17 protein-coding genes are annotated in these 17,062 nt (G+C 65.0%); 12 read left to right on the top strand and 5 right to left on the bottom strand.

All coding sequences use genetic code 11. From position 1 onward, the window contains the following. Positions 1–44: 44 nt before the first annotated feature. On the bottom strand, positions 45–647 hold the full coding sequence (locus tag Q2M23_RS22600; protein WP_316397096.1) for a thiamine pyrophosphate-dependent enzyme: 603 nt from the start codon (positions 645–647) through the stop codon (positions 45–47). A gap of 8 nt (positions 648–655) precedes the next feature. Continuing rightward, the gene (locus tag Q2M23_RS22595; RefSeq protein ID WP_050405122.1) at positions 656–1,207 is read right to left on the bottom strand and encodes a thiamine pyrophosphate-binding protein; all 552 of its coding nucleotides are present in this window, start codon (positions 1,205–1,207) and stop codon (positions 656–658) included. A gap of 170 nt (positions 1,208–1,377) precedes the next feature. Between Q2M23_RS22595 and Q2M23_RS22590 the strand changes: the two genes are divergently transcribed. The 4 genes from Q2M23_RS22590 to Q2M23_RS22575 all read left to right on the top strand — a co-directional run bounded on the left by Q2M23_RS22590 (position 1,378) and on the right by Q2M23_RS22575 (position 5,197). Beyond that, the gene (locus Q2M23_RS22590; RefSeq protein WP_316397095.1) at positions 1,378–2,343 is read left to right on the top strand and encodes a tripartite tricarboxylate transporter substrate binding protein; all 966 of its coding nucleotides are present in this window, start codon (positions 1,378–1,380) and stop codon (positions 2,341–2,343) included. A gap of 3 nt (positions 2,344–2,346) precedes the next feature. After that, entirely contained in the window at positions 2,347–3,243 is an 897-nt protein-coding gene (locus tag Q2M23_RS22585; RefSeq protein WP_316397094.1) for an amidohydrolase family protein, read from the top strand. A gap of 15 nt (positions 3,244–3,258) precedes the next feature. Then, positions 3,259–4,308, top strand: coding sequence for a hydroxyacid dehydrogenase (locus Q2M23_RS22580; protein WP_057020283.1), 1,050 nt, complete (start codon positions 3,259–3,261; stop codon positions 4,306–4,308). Between the two features lie 673 nt (positions 4,309–4,981). Next, a complete protein-coding gene (locus tag Q2M23_RS22575) occupies positions 4,982–5,197 on the top strand; it encodes a hypothetical protein (protein ID WP_028331505.1) in 216 nt (71 codons plus the stop codon). 440 nt (positions 5,198–5,637) lie between these two features. Here Q2M23_RS22575 and ilvD read toward each other — a convergent pair whose 3' ends face one another. Beyond that, positions 5,638–7,482 (bottom strand): dihydroxy-acid dehydratase, encoded by a 1,845-nt coding sequence (gene ilvD, locus Q2M23_RS22570; protein WP_229191386.1) that lies wholly within the window; start codon positions 7,480–7,482, stop codon positions 5,638–5,640. Between the two features lie 219 nt (positions 7,483–7,701). On the opposite strand from ilvD, the gene Q2M23_RS22565 reads away from it, so the two are divergent. Genes Q2M23_RS22565 through Q2M23_RS22555 form a run of 3 tightly spaced genes read left to right on the top strand, consistent with a single transcriptional unit; the run spans position 7,702 to position 9,707 of the window. Next, complete coding sequence (locus Q2M23_RS22565) at positions 7,702–8,259, top strand: carboxymuconolactone decarboxylase family protein (protein WP_141340879.1); 558 nt, start codon at positions 7,702–7,704, stop codon at positions 8,257–8,259. A gap of 4 nt (positions 8,260–8,263) precedes the next feature. Further along, a complete protein-coding gene (locus tag Q2M23_RS22560; RefSeq protein ID WP_316397093.1) occupies positions 8,264–9,127 on the top strand; it encodes an SDR family oxidoreductase in 864 nt (287 codons plus the stop codon). 16 nt (positions 9,128–9,143) lie between these two features. Beyond that, a complete protein-coding gene (locus Q2M23_RS22555) occupies positions 9,144–9,707 on the top strand; it encodes a VOC family protein (RefSeq protein WP_076833421.1) in 564 nt (187 codons plus the stop codon). A 289-nt stretch (positions 9,708–9,996) separates the two neighbouring features. Here the strand turns inward: Q2M23_RS22555 and Q2M23_RS22550 are convergent, their stop codons facing one another. Further along, complete coding sequence (locus Q2M23_RS22550; protein WP_316397092.1) at positions 9,997–10,089, bottom strand: DUF6471 domain-containing protein; 93 nt, start codon at positions 10,087–10,089, stop codon at positions 9,997–9,999. Positions 10,090–10,130: 41 nt separating this feature from the next. Here Q2M23_RS22550 and Q2M23_RS22545 point away from each other — a divergent pair, with 41 nt between their 5' ends. Further along, positions 10,131–10,346, top strand: coding sequence for a hypothetical protein (locus Q2M23_RS22545; protein WP_076833423.1), 216 nt, complete (start codon positions 10,131–10,133; stop codon positions 10,344–10,346). A 128-nt stretch (positions 10,347–10,474) separates the two neighbouring features. On the opposite strand, the gene Q2M23_RS22540 is transcribed toward Q2M23_RS22545, so the two are convergent. Continuing rightward, entirely contained in the window at positions 10,475–11,470 is a 996-nt protein-coding gene (locus Q2M23_RS22540; RefSeq protein WP_076833425.1) for a LysR family transcriptional regulator, read from the bottom strand. Positions 11,471–11,654: 184 nt separating this feature from the next. Between Q2M23_RS22540 and Q2M23_RS22535 the strand changes: the two genes are divergently transcribed. The 4 genes from Q2M23_RS22535 to Q2M23_RS22520 all read left to right on the top strand — a co-directional run bounded on the left by Q2M23_RS22535 (position 11,655) and on the right by Q2M23_RS22520 (position 17,051). After that, positions 11,655–12,587 (top strand): ABC transporter permease, encoded by a 933-nt coding sequence (locus Q2M23_RS22535; RefSeq protein ID WP_229191388.1) that lies wholly within the window; start codon positions 11,655–11,657, stop codon positions 12,585–12,587. 79 nt (positions 12,588–12,666) lie between these two features. Continuing rightward, entirely contained in the window at positions 12,667–13,692 is a 1,026-nt protein-coding gene (locus Q2M23_RS22530; protein ID WP_076833596.1) for a sugar ABC transporter substrate-binding protein, read from the top strand. 99 nt (positions 13,693–13,791) lie between these two features. After that, positions 13,792–15,930, top strand: a complete 2,139-nt coding sequence (locus tag Q2M23_RS22525; protein ID WP_316397091.1) for an ABC transporter permease — start codon at positions 13,792–13,794, stop codon at positions 15,928–15,930. Next, positions 15,930–17,051 carry a hypothetical protein gene (locus Q2M23_RS22520; protein WP_316397090.1) on the top strand — a complete coding sequence of 374 codons (1,122 nt, stop codon included), beginning with the start codon at positions 15,930–15,932 and terminating at the stop codon, positions 17,049–17,051. The genes Q2M23_RS22525 and Q2M23_RS22520 overlap by 1 nt, the downstream gene beginning before the upstream one ends. The last annotated feature ends 11 nt before the right edge of the window (positions 17,052–17,062 follow it).

The following is a 17,062-nucleotide window of genomic DNA, read 5'->3' as shown; positions in this document are numbered from 1 at the left end:
GCTCCTCGCAATGACGGATGCGTCGGTCGCAGGCGCCTTCTTATCTAGAGCAGCTGCCTCACCCCCATCCCATGCATAAACCGCTCGCGGATCTGCACGGGGTCGCGGCGGGTGGTGCCGGTGCCGGGCTTGTCGTCGATGCGGACGCCGATCAAGGTTGGGCCGGAGGCCTGTTTCGACTGCTCGATCAGTCGCTCGAAATCGTCCTCGTCGGCGGCCCATGAGCTACTCGCGATGCCGCTGGCGATTGCGACCTGAACGATATCGGTATGGCCGGCGGCCGGCGTCGGCTGCGCGCCCGTGATCTGGTAGATACCGTTGTCCATTACCACCATGGTGAGATTCTTCGGCGCCAGTGTCGCGATGGTCGAGAGGCAGCCGAGCTGCATCAGCAGCGAGCCGTCGCCTTCGAGTGCGAATACGCGCCGCTTCGGCTGCGCCAGCGCGACGCCGAGCGCGATCGGAAACGCCAGCCCCATGCTGCCCAGCATGTAGAAATTCTGCGGGCGGTGGCCGGCGGCCCAGAGGTCGAAATTGGTGTTGCCGATGCCGCCGACCACGGCCTCGTCCTTCAGCCCGGCGACGAGGCGCTGGGTGAGCTCGAAGCGGTTCATCACCTTGGTGTTGCGCGCGGGGGTGCTGGTCATGGCTGATCTCACTTGTCGAAGGTCTTGCCGCCGGTCAGCAGCGGCGAGAGTATCAGTGCCACCGGCGCCTGGGTGGTGACGGCCTGCTTGATCGAGCGGTCGGCAATGAATTCGAGCTCGTCGAGCCGGGTGATGGTGTGATGCTCCATGGCCAGCGAATCCAGCACCGGGCGCATGGTGCGGCAGACCAGCGCCTGGCCGTAGTTGAACTCGCCGAGTGTGCCGCGCTCGGAGACGAACATGATCAGCGGGATCTGGTAGGGCACCGCGAGCGAGGCCAGCACATTGGCCAGCGTGGCAAAGCCCGAGGTCTGCATCAGCACCGCGCCGCGCGTGCCCGCCATCCAGGCACCGGAAACGATGCCGACCGCTTCTTCCTCGCGCGCCGTCGGAAATGTCGTGAAGTAGGGATCGGCGTGCAGGTCCTTGATCAGCGTGGTCAGCACCCGGTCGGGCACGTAGGGCACGAGCTTGATCTCGTTCCGCTTCAGCGTCTGCAGCACGATGCCGTGCCAGGTGGTCGCCGTCTTCTGGGACGAGGCTTGTTCCGCGGCCGCCATCCTGTTCTCCCTGCTCGTGCGACGCTGGTGGCCGCTTGCCGCACGAAACTTGACGCGGTGCCTGCGATTGTCAACATGTCGCGGCCGCAACGCGATCTGCGGAATTCGGCCATCGCAGCGCCGGACCAACGTGGGATACAGGCGTAACGAAAAAGGGACGGGAGGCGTCGATGGCCGGATGGGTCTGGCGGACCGCCATTGCGGCAGCGGCCATTTTTGTGGCCGGCCTTGCGTCCGCGCAGGCGTTCCCGGCCAAGGCCGTTCATATTCTCGTTCCCTATCCGCCCGGCGGCGGCGTCGATGTGCTGACGCGCACGCTCGCCGAAGCAGTGTCGAAGACCTGGACGCAGTCGATCGTGGTCGAGAACCGGCCCGGCGCCGGCGGGGTGATCGCCTCGCAGGCGATCGCGACCTCCGCGCCCGACGGTTACAATCTGATCATGGTGGCGAGCGGCCACGCCACCAATCCGTTCCTTTATCCAAAGCTGCCCTACGACACCTTCAAGGATTTCTCGCCGATCTCGCTCTTGGCGTCGTCGCCGAACGTGCTGCTGGTGCGCGCGGATTCGCCGTTCAAATCGGTCGCCGACGTCATCGCTGCGGCGAAGGCGAAGCCGGGCAGGCTGTCCTTCGCCCATGCCGGCAACGGCACCTCGACCCATCTGGCCGGCGAGCTGCTCAAGAGCCTCGCCAAGATCGATCTCGACGCGATCCCCTACAAGGGCGGCGCGCCGGCGATCAACGATCTGCTCGGCGCGCAAATTCCGATGTCGTTCAACAACGGACCGGAATCGGTCGGGCAGCTGCAGGCCGGCACGGTTCGCGCGCTGGCGGTGACGACCGGCTCGCGTGCGCCGTTCCTGCCTGACGTGCCCAGCATGTCGGAAACCGTGCCCGGCTACGACACAGAAGTGTGGTGGGGGCTGCTCGGGCCCGGCAACATGCCGGCCGACCTCGTCGCCAAGATCTCGCATGATTTCGTCGCGGCCGTGAACACCGATGCCGTGAAGGAGCGGCTCGGCAAGCTCGGTGCGATCCCGATCGGCTCCGCGCCGGACAAGTTCGCCGCCAAGATCAAGGCCGACTACGACAAATGGGGGCCGATCATCAAGGCCGCCGGCATGAAGGCGGAGTAGACGATGGCCGCGTCAAAAATTCCCGCCTGCCTGCCGCCGCGTCCGGTGACGCCGCCCAGAGACAAGCTGCCGCCGAAGGCCTGCGATACGCATGCGCATGTGTTCGGCCCGGCTGACCGCTTCCCCTATGCCGGCGATCGCAGCTACACGCCGCCGGACGCGCCGCTCGCGACCTATCTCGGCATGCTTGATGCACTCGGTTTCGCCCGCGGCGTGCTGGTGCAGGGCAGCGCGCACGGCCACGACAATTCGGCGATGCTGGATGCGTTGCAGCGTGAGCCCGCGCGGCTGCGCGGCGTCGCGGTGGCCGATGCCGATGTGGCGGCAGGCACGCTGCGGCAATGGCATGTGCTCGGCGTCCGCGGCCTGCGCTTCAACCATTTCTTCCGCGGCGGGCAGTTGCACTATCGCGGCGGCATTCCCTTGAACGTTGCCGAGACGCATGCGGGCGTGATGGCCGAACTCGGCTGGCATCTGCAGCTCTGGATCGACGTGAAGGATTTGCCTGACACGATCCCGACGCTGAAGACGCTCGGCTTGCCGGTCGTGGTCGATCACATGGGCCGCACCGATGCTGCCGCCGGCATCAACACCGCGGGCTTTCAGAGCCTGCTGCGTGCGGTGGACGAAGGCTGGTGCTGGACCAAGCTCTCGGGCGCGCATCGCCTGAGCCGGCGGGCGCCCGATTATCCCGATGCGCGGCCATTCCACGAAGCGCTGGTCGCAGCCAATCCTGAACGGCTGGTGTGGGGCGGCGACTGGCCGCATCCGCGGGTCGAAGGCGAAATGCCCGACGCCGGCCATCTGCTGACGCTGTTCCAGGACTGGACGCCGGACGCGGCGACCCGGCACCGTATCCTCGTCGACAATCCCGCACGACTCTATGGCTTCCCAAACTGAAAGCTGCTCGAAGACATGACCGTCAACAACAAGCGCGTGTTCTACGTCAAATACCTCGCCCACGAGATCTACGTCGATATCCTGAAGAAGCGGCCGGACGTCAGGCTCGATCGTCTCGAGAACGAGACGCCGGAGGCGACGTTCGCGCCGGTTCTTGCCGACGCGCATGCCTATCAGATCGGCGCGGCGCGCGATGAGCTGGCGCCGCATTTCCATGCCCACGCCGAGCTGTTGAAGCGTGCGCCGAATCTTCTGATCGTGTCGTCGAATGGTGCCGGCTTCGATCCCGTCGATGTCGATGCCTGCACCGCGGCGGGCGTGCTTGTCGTCAACCAGTCCGGCGGCAATGCCAATTCGGTCGCCGAACACGCGCTCGGCATGATGCTGACGCTGTCGAAGCGGATCATCCAGTCCGACCGCAGGCTGCGGCGCGAGGCCAATGTCAACCGCAACGACCTGATCGGCAACGAGCTGAAGGAGAAGACCGTCGGCATCGTCGGGCTCGGCAATGTCGGCCGCCGCATCGCCGAGCTGTGCAGGGGCCTCCTGCACATGAAGGTGATCGCCTACGATCCCTATCTCACGGCGGATGAGATGGCAAAGCGGGGCGGGGAGAAGGTCGAGCTCGACGATCTCCTGCGTCGCGCGGACTTTGTTTCGATCTCGTGTCCGCTGGACAAGAACAGCCGCGGCATGATCGGCGCGCGCCAGTTCGCGCTGATGCAGCCGCACGCCTATTTCGTCACCACCGCGCGCGGCTTCATCCACGACGAGAAGGCGCTGGAGGAAGCGCTGCGTGAAAAGCGAATCGCGGGTGCGGGCCTCGACGTCTGGGACAAGGAGCCGCCGCCGCCGGATCATCCGCTGCTGCAGTTCGACAATGTGCTGGCGAGCCCGCACACCGCCGGCGTCACCCGCGAGGCGCGCATCAACATGGGCCGGATCGCCGCCGAGCAGATCCTCGATGCCCTCGACGGCAAGCGCCCGCCGCGCATCATCAATCCCGAGGTCTGGCCGGTCTACGCAAGACGGTTCGAGAAGGCGTTCGGGTTCATGCCGGGGTAGGGTCGGCAGTGCCCCTGCGGGGCCGCGGCTGCGCGCGGTCAAAAATATCGAAAACAACCCCATGCAAAGGAGCTGGCGGCTGTCGGCGTTCGAGCGGGCATCTGTTCGAGCGGGCATCTTGACGCGTCGGGCAACTCAGGGGTACATTTCCAATATTCAGAAATCGTGCAAGCGCTGGGCTTTGCGGGGGGAGAATACCCGCAAGGGCGGAAGGGAACTCTTCCGCCGGTGCTTCCCTCGCACAAGCGGCCAGCCGTGCGAGCGTTGTTGCGCGGGCAAAAATACCGGAGAAAATCTCCTTCGTTGCAGCCTCGATCGAGGCAATAAACCCACTGCCGAACGACCGCCTCGCAACACGTCCGTTGTTATTTTCCCTGAGATATCGACGGCTTAGCCCGAAATCGCCATTTTCCGTCTGTGCCCGACCATTCCGGGCACGGAAGGAAGAGGTTCATGCGACAGGTCCAGTCATTGCTCCGCAACGCGCCCGCCAGGATCGGCCGCCGTCTTGCGCAGATCGTCGCGATCGCCGCCGCCAGCCTGCCCCAGGCCGGCGCGTAGCTTTTCCCGCTGCGAACAGTCGCACGCGTATCAGCCGAATTAACTCACTACCCTTTCGTGTTAGTGCTAGCGTGGTACCCCCGGGCTCTGCCGGTGCAGCAGGGAGGGTTCCATGTCACGCTTCGTCGTTCATTTCATGAAAGACGTGCTCGGCGGCAATGGCCGCGAGCGCGAGGTTTGCCAGGGTGCGCTTGAGATCGACGCCTCGAGCGAGGGCCAGGCCACCGAGATGGCCAAGGTCAAGTTTTGCCAGGAGCAATCGCTGTGCGACTGGTCATTGCATGCCGACCGCATCCGGATCGAGGCGGCCGACTTGCACGTGAGCTGACGTCACAGGTCGACTACCAGCTACATCCGCAATGCGCTCCCTCTCCCGCTTGCGGGCAGGGGAATCGCATATGAATGAACCGATTCCTCCGCGCCGTCATGGCCGGGCTTGTCCCGGCCATCCACGTCTTTTCTCCGCGTGGAAACGAAGACGTGGATGCCCGGGACAAGCCCGGCCATGACGAGTTTGTGGGAACTCCGATTACCTCAAACGGCCATATGCGATTGCCCTACGCTTGCGGGGGAGGGCCGGGGTGGGGGCTCGCTCCGCGAGTCGTATTGTGGAAAGAGCCCCCACCCCCGCCGCGCTGCGGACGACGCTTCGCGTCGCTCGTCGCGCGTCGACCTAAGAGCGAGCTTCGCTCGTCTCGACCCCGCAAGCGGGAGAGGTGCAGCAACTCCGCCACGAGACCGAAGCCAAAAGCGGCCAGCTCGCCCCGATCACTCCGGCAGGATGCGAACCGCACCCTTGGCCGCGCTGCTGGCGAACGCCGCATAGGCCTTCAGCGCGGTTGAGACGGCGCGCTTGCGTGGCGCTGCCGGCTTCCAGGCCGCGTTGCCCTTGGCTTCCATCGCTGCGCGACGGCGCTTCAGCTCGGCATCGTCGACCTTGAGGTTGACCTTGCGGTTCGGGATATCGAACTCGATGATATCGCCTTCCTCGACGAGGCCGATCAGGCCGCCTTCGGCGGCTTCCGGCGAGACGTGGCCGATCGACAGGCCCGACGATCCGCCCGAGAAGCGGCCGTCGGTGATCAGCGCACAGGCTTTTCCGAGGCCTTTCGACTTCAGATAGCTGGTCGGGTACAGCATCTCCTGCATGCCCGGGCCGCCGCGCGGTCCCTCATAGCGGATCAGCACGACGTCGCCGGCCTTCACCTTGTTGCCAAGGATGGCTTCGACCGATGCGTCCTGGCTCTCGAAGATGCGGGCGGGACCTGAGAACTTCAGAATGCTCTCGTCGACGCCGGCGGTCTTCACGATGCAGCCGTCCTCGGCGAGGTTGCCGAACAGCACGGCGAGGCCGCCGTCCCTGGAATAGGCATGCTCGGCGTCGCGAATGACGCCCTTTTCGCGATCGAGATCGACCTCGTCGAAGCGGCGGTCCTGGCTGAAGGCTTCCTGGGTCGGCACGCCGCCCGGCGCGGCGCAATAGAAGTTGCGTACTTTGTCGCTTGTGGTGCGCACCACGTCCCAGCGGTTCAGCGCATCGTCCAGCGTTGCGGCATGCACGGTCGGCCCGTCGGTCGTGAGCAGCTTGGCGCGGTCGAGCTCGCCGAGGATCGCCATGATGCCGCCGGCGTGATGCACGTCCTCCATGTGGACGTCCTGCACCGAGGGCGCGACCTTGCAGAGCACCGGCACCTTGCGCGACAGGCGGTCGATATCGGTCATCGTGAACGGCACTTCGCCCTCGCGCGCGGCGGCGAGCAGATGCAGCACGGTGTTGGTCGAGCCGCCCATCGCGATATCGAGCGTCATCGCGTTCTCGAACGACTTGAAGTTCGCGATGTTGCGCGGCAGTACCTTGGCGTCGTCCTGCTCGTAGTAGCGGCGGGCGAGGTCGACGATCAGATGGCCGGCTTCGACGAACAGGCTCTTGCGGTCGGCATGCGTCGCCAGCACCGAGCCGTTGCCGGGCAGCGCGAGGCCGAGCGCCTCGGTCAGGCAGTTCATCGAGTTCGCGGTGAACATGCCAGAGCAGGAGCCGCAGGTCGGGCAGGCCGAGCGCTCGATCACCGCGACGTCCTCGTCCGACACGTTGGAGTCGGCGGCCGCGACCATCGCGTCGATCAGGTCGACCGCGCGCTTCTTGCCCTTGAGCACGATCTTGCCCGATTCCATCGGTCCGCCCGAGACGAACACGGTCGGGATGTTGAGCCGCAGCGTCGCCATCAGCATGCCGGGCGTGATCTTGTCGCAGTTCGAGATGCAGACCATCGCGTCGGCGCAATGCGCATTGACCATGTATTCGACGCTGTCGGCGATCAGCTCGCGCGAGGGCAGGCTGTACAGCATGCCGTCATGACCCATCGCGATGCCGTCATCGACCGCAATGGTGTTGAACTCCTTGGCGACGCCGCCGGCCTTCTCGATCTCGCGCGCGACCAATTGGCCGAGATTCTGCAAATGGACGTGGCCGGGCACGAACTGGGTGAAGGAATTGACCACCGCGATGATCGGCTTGCCGAAGTCCTCGTTCTTCATGCCGGTGGCGCGCCAGAGGCCGCGTGCACCCGCCATGTTGCGGCCGTGGGTGGTGGTGCGGGAGCGATAGGCGGGCATCGTAAATCCTTCTCAAATCCTTGGGCTAAGGGCATTTTTTAGGGGAGTTGGCGCTCCTTATGCCTGCCCGTGGATGCGGATTCAAGCGCGGAACCGCATGGCTGAACCCCGCAATTCGGGCAATGTCGAGCCGGTCGGCTTGATCTCGGTCGGCCCGGTGCATTAGCTGGTCGCACCGACGGCAAGAATAACGAACAAGCAAAAAAGGGAGAGACACGCGTGGCAAGGCTGCCCCTGATTGATCCGGAGACGACGAGCGGAGAGATCCGCGCCTCATTCGACCGCATGCCGGTCAAGCTCAACATCTTCCGCATGATGGCCCATGCCGAGGCCAATATGATCCCGGCGATGCGGCTCGCCAATTCGATCCTGCACAAGCAGAAGCTGTCGGCGGTCAACCGCGAGCTCCTGATCCTGCAGGCCGCGCAGCTTGAGGGCGGCGCCTATGAATGGCGCCAGCACGTGCCGATCGCGCTCGGTGTCGGCGTCACCCAGGCGCAGATCGATGCCGTCGAGCGCGGCGATTACGACGATGCCGCACTCAACGCAGCCGAGCGCGCGCTGCTTCGCTTCGGCCGCGAGGTGGTCGAGAAGGTCCGCGTCGGCGATACCGCCTTTGCCGCGGTGCGCGAGCATTTCAGCGATCAGGAGATCGTCGAGGCGATCGTCGCGCTCGGCTTCTACATGATGATGGCGCGGCTGACCGAGGCGACCGAGACCGATCTCGATCCGGCCGCCGGCATGGCCGTGTTCGAAGGCGGCAAGAAGCAGGGTTGACGAGATGTCGGAGACTTCGCAAGAGGCCAAGCAAGACCCCGAGCCGGAGCGCTATGTCCGTCCGCTGAGCGCGGAATCCTCGGGTACCGCGCCGGGCAGGGGACGCCTCAACGGCCGCCGCATCCTCGTGGTCGGCGGCGGCCAGCGGGTGTTCGATGCCGCCACCGATCCGATCGGCAACGGCCGCGCCATGAGCCTGCTGTTCGCACGCGAGGGCGCGCATGTCGCGGTCGCCGACCTCAACCGCGCCTCGGCCGAGGACACGGTTGCGCGCATCGCTGCTGACGGCGGCCGCGCTTTCGCGATCGCCGCCGATGTCACCAAGGAAGCCAACGTCATCAGGATGATCGACGAGGCGCATCGCACGATGGGCGGGCTCGACGGCATGGTGCTGAACATCGGTACCTTCGGCAAGACCGGGCTCGACAATGTCAGCGCGGAGGAATGGAACAGGATCTACGACGTCAATGTCCGCGGCCCGATGCTGTGCTGCCGCGCGGCCTTGCCGAAATTCGAAGACGGCGGCTCGATCGTGTTCATTTCCTCGATCGCGGCGCTGAAGGCGGGATCGCAGATGGCGGTCTATGATTCCTCCAAGGCCGCGCTCGGCGGCCTGATGCGCAACATCGCACACACGGGCGCGCGGCGCGGCATCCGCGCCAATCTGGTCTATCCCGGGCTGGTCGACACCCCGAACGGCCGCGAGGCCGGCGCGGGCCGGCCGTCGCGCGGCAAGGGGCATATCCCGTTCGGCCGTCAGGCGACGGCGTGGGAGATCGCCTATGCCGTGCTGTTCTTCATGTCGGATGAAAGCGTCTATGTCACCGCGCAGACGCTCGCGGTCGACGGCGGGCTCAGCGGTTTGTGAGCGGCGGGGAGGGCGCATGAGCGCATTGTTCGGCAAGGTCTGTCAGAACGGCTACGTCGTTCGCGACATCGATGCGGCGCTGAAGTTCTGGACCGAGACACTGCGGGTCGGGCCATTCTTCCTGATCCCCTCGGTCAAGGTCGATTGGTTCCGCTATCGCGGCGTGGACTCCGCGGTCGAGATGTCGATCGCGCTGGCCAATTCCGGCGATCTGCAGATCGAGCTGATCCAACAGCGCAACGACGCGCCGTCGATGTATCTGGATTTTCTGGCGCGCCACGGCGAGGGCCTGCAGCACATGTCGTACTGGAGCACGGACTACCAGTTGCTCTATGACCGCGCCGTCGCGGCAGGCTTCACGGTCGGTCATGAAGGCCAGATCGGCGGCCCCAGGGGACGCTTCGCCTATTTCGACACCGCCGGCCATGCCGGCACCGTGATCGAGATCTCAGACATCTCGGGATCGAAGGGGCGGTTTTTCGAGACGATCAGGACCGTGGCCGCGACCTGGGACGGCTCGGACCCGATCCGCGTGGTGGGCCGACGCGGTATTATGGCGCAAACGCCACAAGGGTTATGAGGACGAGCACGGCAGTACTGAAAGCTGCAATGCCAAGGCAAATGCGTGCCGGGACAGAATGGGATTCGAAACGTGGCAGTTCAGGCATTGCGCGCTCCACTTGCGTTGCTTGGGGCGAGGCGGGAGCGCGGTGACTGACAGCGATCTCGTCACCGATAGATGCCGAAAGGCCGTGCGGTGATAGAGACAAAGCTGCGCTCTATTTCGTGCGAGCGCCAGCAATATGTTTCTCCCCGATCACGGAACGATCTGAAAACGCCTCAAGGCACTAAGTTGCCGGTTATTGCGGTCAAATCACCTCCAGCACTACCTGCTCAAGCTCTAGTGCCGCGACGCATGCAAGGAAGAAGATCGCCGTAAACGATCCACGTTTCAGCTTCATGGTTCCACCCGGTATCTGAACAGCCTCGGCGGCCAAACGGAATGCAAGTTAACGAATTTGAATTCATCGCCAGCGGCGAGTTTTCGGATCCATTGCGCAAAGGCGGCAAAACCCTCTGGTTCTATTGCAATTTGGTCTATCTCGAGTTCATACAGGTCCGCCGTGAAAGCGGCTTTTGCTGGCGGAGGGTCGATAATCCCAATACGCACGGCTACTTTGTCGCCGACGCCGCTCCGGCATACAATCAAAAGACTTAAGAGCGTTGCGGCCCAAGCCGCGCGCCGCCACACGGCGCTTCTCCTAGCTCACGGTACCCTCCCGGAATCTAGGAACCGGAGTTTCGGTAGGCTTGTGGCGTTTGCGCCATAATACCGGGCGGACGCGGCTATTCGGCGGCGAGGCTGGCCGGAAGCGGGATGCCGACCCTGGGGCGCGCTTTCACTGCGCGGCGATTCTTCTTGCTGAAGCGGCTGCCGGCCAGCAGCGCCGCGGCGGCGCGCAACTGCTCGCGCAGCCATTGATTGGTGGTGTCGTCCTCGGCGGTGGCGTGCCAGTAGAGATAATTGACGTGCGGACTGATCGGAAACGGGCAGGGGAAGCACTGCAGCAGCCCGGGATCTTCCAGCACGGAGGCGGCGCTCTCCGAGGCGGTCAGCAGCATGTTGCTGCGGCTCACGACGTGGCAGGCGGTTGCGAAATTCTGACAGGTCAGGCGAACAGTGCGGGTCAGGCCGAGGCGCTGGAGCTGAAAATCCTCGAATGACAGGCCGCTGCGCCGCGACGTCACGCAGACATGCTCCATGCGCAAATAAGCCTTCTTGTCGAGCCGGGTGCCGAGCTCGGGATGGCCGCGCCGCGCGAACACCGCGATATGCTCCGTCAGGATCTGCTCGCGCCGCACCTCCGCCGACAGAGGCAACAGCGTATCGATCGCGACGTCGAGGGTGCCGGCGGCAAGCTCGCGCTCGAGATTGTTGCGCTCGCTGCGCACGGTGGCGATCTCGACCAGCGGCGCCACCGTGCTGATGCGGTTGATCAGCGCGCTCAGCATCGGTGCCTCGAGATTGTTGCGCAGCCCGATCACGAACCGCTTCGGCGTCTGCGCCGGATCGAACCGGTGGGTGTGGGTCAGCGTCGTCTCGAGGCCGTTGAGCGCCTGGCGCACCGTGGTGATGATCTGCCGGGCCAGCGGGGTCGGCGTCATCACGTGGTTGCGGCGCACGAACAGCGGATCGTTGAACATCGCGCGCAGCCGGCTGAGCGCATGGCTTACCGCGGGCTGCGTCAGGTTGAGGCGGAAGCAGGCGCGGCTGACGCCGCCCTCGGAATAGATCGCGTCGAACACGACGAACAGGTTCAGATCGACGTCGCGTACATGCATGGAAATGATCAATCCGTATCCGCCGAATGCATTTGACGAATACTAATCGGCACTCTTAAAGTCTCAAGCAAAATAATACCTGGAGGAAACGATGAGCGTGCAATCGCCATCGCGCGGCGTTGCTGTCCCTGCGGCATCATCTCGCCTGGGCGCAATGTTTGCGAAACCGAGCCAGGAGCAGATCGTGCTCCTGATCACCATCGCGCTCCTGATCGTGTTCGGCCTGACGCTGAACGGCTTCGCCACCGTCTCCAATCTCCTGAATTTGTTGCGGAGTATTTCCATCCTCGGCGTGCTCGGCCTCGGCATGGGTCTTATCGTGATCAGCCGCGGCATCGACCTCTCCGAGGTCGCGATCATGGCGGGTTCCTGGGCGATCGCGCTGATCTACATGCAGAACGGCATGCCTGTTTTCACGGCAGTGCTGCTGGCGCTGGCGGTCGCGGTGCTGATCGGCGTCGTCAACGGCGTGATGGTCGCCTTCGTCGAGGCGCCGGCGCTGTTCGTGACGCTGGCTGCCGGTTTCGTGATCTATGGCCTCGCCTTCTGGATCGCGCCGGCCTGGGTGGTCTATGCGCCGAAGGATGCGCCGGGCCTGATGTATCTCGGCGCCGGACGGCTGTTCGGCATCCCGGTTCCGATCCTGGTGTTCGCGGCCTGTGCAATCGCAATGCATTTGTTCCTGTCGCGCACCTCGATCGGCCGCTTCATCTATTCGCAGGGCGACAATCCGGAGGCCGCGCGGCTGACCGGCGTCGCGCTGCGGCCGCTGATCGTGCTCGAGCACGTGCTGGTTGCACTGCTCGCCTGGATTGCGGGCCTAGTCTGGGTCGGCACCACGGGCAGCATGCAGATGGCGATCACCCAGGGCACCATGATCTTCGACGTCGTGCTCGTCGTCGTGATCGGCGGCATCAGCCTAATCGGCGGCCGCGGCAGCGTGTTCAGCGTCGTGGTCGGCTGCATCCTGATCGGCACGCTGCTCAACGCCTTCACCATCATGGACGTCAACAGCGAGGTGCAGAACATCATCAAGGGCGTGGTGCTGCTGGCCGCCATCGTGCTCGACAACTGGCTGCACCCCCGCGACGAGGAGACCGCGCGGCAAGGCGACTAGGACATGAAGACTGGGCGCGTCCCTCGCGCCAATCAAAGCGATTCCAAATCAATCAAAAGAATTTTGTGTGGAGGAGACGATGAAGACGACCAAGTTCTGGACGATCCTGCTCGCCGGGGTGGCGCTTGCCGCGATGCCGTTCGCGGCGTCGGCGCAGGATGAAGGTACCAAGGCCGGGCGCGAGCTGCGCGCAGCGTACGACAAGTCGCTGCAGGGCAAGACCGTCGCCTATCTGCCGATCGCACTCGGCGTGCCGCTGTCCGACGAATGGGGCCGCGTCGTGCAGGAAGAGGCGGAGTGGCGCGGCATGAAATACATCGTGCGCGACCCCAACAACAACCCGTCGGCCATGCAGCAGGCGCTGACCGCGCTGGTCGACCAGAAGCCCGACGTCCTGATCGTGCAGAATCCGAGCGTGACGCTGTTGATGAAGGACCTGAAGCGCGCCGAAAGCCAGGGTACGCATGTGATCCAGGTCAACATGGCCTCGAACTACAAGTCCGGCGCCTTTGTCGGCGTCGACTGGCGCGAGATCGGCAGGATGCTGGCGAACGAAGCCGTGAAGGCCTGCGGCACCGGCTCCGGCAAGTCGGGCAAGGTGCAGATCGTGCAGGGCGAACTGACCGCGGCGGCCAGCGTCGACCAGGTCGGCGCCATCATGGAGGTCCTGAACAAGGATCCCAACATCAAGGTGGTGTCGAACCAGGCCGCGAACTGGGACGCCAACACCGCGCTCAACATCACCGCCACCGTGATCCAGCAGCACCCCGATCTCTGCGCCTCGATCGGCTTCTGGGGCATCATGGAGTCGGGCGCCGCGCAGGCGATCCGCAATGCCGGCAAGATCGACGATGTAAAGGTGTTCGCCTCGGGCGAGGGCTCGCAGCTCGATTGCGACCAGGTCAACTCCGGGAATTTCAGCAAATTCCTCAGCTACAAGGCGACCGAGCAGGGTCACGATCTGATGTTCGCAGCCGAGACGCTGCTGATGTCCGGCGACAAGCCCGGCACCAAAAACCTGTCCTATTACACGCGGCCGATCTGGATCGATAAGACCAACGCCTCGCTCGGCGGCACCTGCTTCGCGCTACCCAAGAAAAACTAACAAGGCGCGAGACAGCCGGCGCGGGGGGCATTCCCGCGCCGGCTGTATCACGGGTCAGAATCCGGAAACGTTGAAACCGGATCAGGGAGTGCTTTGGCGATGTCGATGGCAGTTGATTCCTTTTCCGCATCGGTGCGGCGGTTCTCACCCCGGCTCCTGCTGTCGGAGCTGTTGCTGAAACAGTGGTTCGAGCCGGTCGTTCCGTTCACCGTGATGATCGGGCTGTGGGCCTATTTCGCGCTCACCATTCCCGACTACGCCTCGGTGCAGAACTCGGTGTCGCTGCTGCGGTTGTTTGCCGAATTCGGTTTCGTCGCGCTCGCGATGGGTTTCTGCCTCGTCACCGGCGGCATCGACCTGTCGGTCGGCGCGATCTTCGCGCTGTGCAATTTCGCGGCGCTGTATTTCCTGCTGGTGCGCGAATGGCCGGTCGGCCTCGCGGTGCCGGCGACGCTGCTGGTCGGTGCGCTGCTCGGCAGCATCAACGGCTTTCTGATCGGCTTCCTGAAGACGCGGCCGTTCCTGACCACGCTGGTGACGCTGATCATCCTGCGCGCTTCGGTCAATCTGCTTAACACCAGCTACGCCCAGGTATTCGCGACCAATTCGGTCGAGAGCGATGCCTGGGATTTCATCGGCGGCGGCAGCGTGCTCGGCATTCCCGTCAATGCGGCGACGCTGTTCGTGGTGCTGCTGATCTGCCACATCTTCCTGTCGCGCTCGCGCTATGGCTGGCATCTCACCGCGATCGGCGCCAGCCGCAAGGCGGCGCGTCATGCCGGCATCCGCGTCCGCCTGATGCTGTTCATGACCTATGTGCTGTCGGGCACGCTGTGTGCGGCGAGCGGCATCTTCTACGCCGCGCGCCAAGCCTCGACGGATTCCACCACGGGCGTGGGATGGGAATTCCAGGCGCTCACCGCCGTGGTGCTCGGCGGCGTGTCGCTGGCCGGCGGCAAGGGCACGGTGTGGCGGGCGATGATCGGCGCGCTGATCATCTTTCTTTTGATCAACGGCCTCGTGCGGATGGGCATCCCGGGCTATGTCACTTCGGCGGTGACCGGCATGATCCTGCTCGCGGCCGTCGGCATCGACGTCAAATGGTCGAAGAACCGCGGCAAGGCGATCCAGAAGATCTATGTCAATCCGGCCTTCGTGCCGCTCGCCTCGGCGCCCGCGGTGCAGCCCGGCGCGGCGTCGCCCTATGCGCAGAACGACCGGCTAATCAATGCGCAGGCGATCGGCGTCGATCAGGTCGAGGGGCCCGAGGATGTCATCCTCGACCGCCAGGGCCGGCTCTACGGCTCGACCCGCGACGGCAATGTGATCCGTTTTTCCGGGCCGAACTTCGAGACCCGCGAGGTGTTCGCCCATATCGGCGGCCGGCCGCTCGGCATGCAGTTCGATCGCGATGAGAATTTGATCGTCGCCGTCGCCGGCATGGGCGTCTACGGCGTCGCGCCCGACGGCCGCATCTTCAAGGTCACCGACGAGACCAACCGCACCTGGTACAAGCTGAACGACGACAGCCGCCTGCGCATGGCCGACGACCTCGACATCGCACCCGACGGCAAGATCTATTTCAGCGACTGCACCACGCGCTACGAGATGACCACCAACACCCTCGACATCCTCGAGGGCCGGCCGAACGGCCGCGTGGTCTGCTACGACCCGGCGACCAGGACCACGCGCACGGTGATCAACCACTTCTATTTCCCGAACGGGATCTGCGTCTCGCATGACGGCAAGTCGATCCTGATCGCGTCGACCTCGCTGTGCAAGGTGTTCCGGCACTGGATCGACGGGCCGAACAAGGGCAAGACGGAGGTGCTGATGGACGAGCTGCCGGGCAACCCCGACAATATCAACCGCGCGTCCGACGGCACCTACTGGCTGGCGCTGGTCGGCATCCGCACGCCGACTTTCGACCTTGGCGCGCGAAAGCCCGGCTTCCGCCTGCGCATGGTGAAGCAGGTGCCGACCGACGAGTGGCTGGCGCCGGCGCTCAACCATGGCTGCGTGCTGAAATTCAACGAGCAGGGCGAGGCGCTGGAATCCTGGTGGGATCCGACCGGCATTTCGCATTCGACGTTGACCTCGATGCGCGAGCACCAGGGCTATCTCTATCTCGGCGGGCTCGAGAACAACCGGATCGGCCGCATCAAGCTCGACGGCGTCGACGACAGCTGGACCGGCTACGATGCCTATTGGGGCGCAAAGAGCAGGGTGACGACGTAATGGGATTTTTCGATCATCTGCTGCGCGACATCCGCAGCGTCATCGACCGCGACGGCGGCCAGAACGCGATCCCGCCGCTCGACGGTGCGCTGAGCCCGAACGACCGGCTCGACAGCGCCACCCCGATCGGCGAGCCGTTGCCCGGCGTCGACGACGTGATCGCCGCCGGCGACGGCGCGGTCTATGTCTCGGCCGGACGCCGGGTGCTGAAGCTCGGCGGCAATGACTTGTCGACACGTACGGTCGTCGCCGAGTTCGAGGATGATGCCGGCGGGCTCGCGTTGCATCCGGACGGCCGCCTGCTGGTCTGCGTCGCGGGCAGGGGCCTTGCCGCGATCGATCCGGCAAAGCCCGATCCGCGCTGGCTGGAGGCTGCCGGCGGCAGCGCGCTCACAGGGCTGCTGTCGGTGACGGCGGCGCCCGATGGCCGCATCTATGCCGTCGAAGGCAGCACCGGCCGACGCCCGGGCGAATGGCGGCATGATTTGATGGAGAAGCGCGCCGATGGCCGGCTCGTCAGCTGCGGCGCCGGGCTCGACAATCCGCAGCTGCTGCTGCGCGATCTGCCCTATCCCTATGGCGTGAGTGTTTCGGCCGACGGCAGCAGCCTGTGGCTCACCGAAAGCTGGGCCCATCGCCTCAGCCGGTTCGCGCTCGGCGGCAACGGGCTTGGTCCGCGCGAGACCGTCGCCGGCAACATGCCGGGCTATCCGGCGCGGCTGCATCCGGACGGCCACGGCGGCATGCTGCTCGGCATCTTCGCCCGCCGCACCCACCTGATCGAGTTCGTGCTCAAGGAAGACGATTTCCGCGAGGAGATGATGGCGACGATGCCGCCGGATTACTGGGTCGCGCCGGCGCTCGCCGGCGGCAGCGATTGCCTCGAGCCGATGCAGATCGGCAGCGTCAAGGCGCTCGGCATCCAGAAGCCGTGGGCGCCGCCGCGCTCCTATGGTCTGCTGGTGCATCTCGATGCCGAGGGCGATGCGACCGACGGCCTGCACAGCCGCGCCGGCGGCCGCTTCCACGGCGTCACCGCCGCCTGCGCCACGCCATCGGGCGTCGTGATCGCGGCGCGCGGCGCCGGACGCCTGCTGCGCCATACGGGAGAGCTGCGATGAATGACGGTGTG

Origin of the sequence: Bradyrhizobium sp. 33ap4, from assembly GCF_032654765.1 — a bacterium.
GTDB lineage: Bacteria > Pseudomonadota > Alphaproteobacteria > Rhizobiales > Xanthobacteraceae > Bradyrhizobium > Bradyrhizobium australafricanum.
Note: the sequence above shows the minus strand (reverse complement) of the source record. Positions and strands in the feature narration are given on the sequence as shown.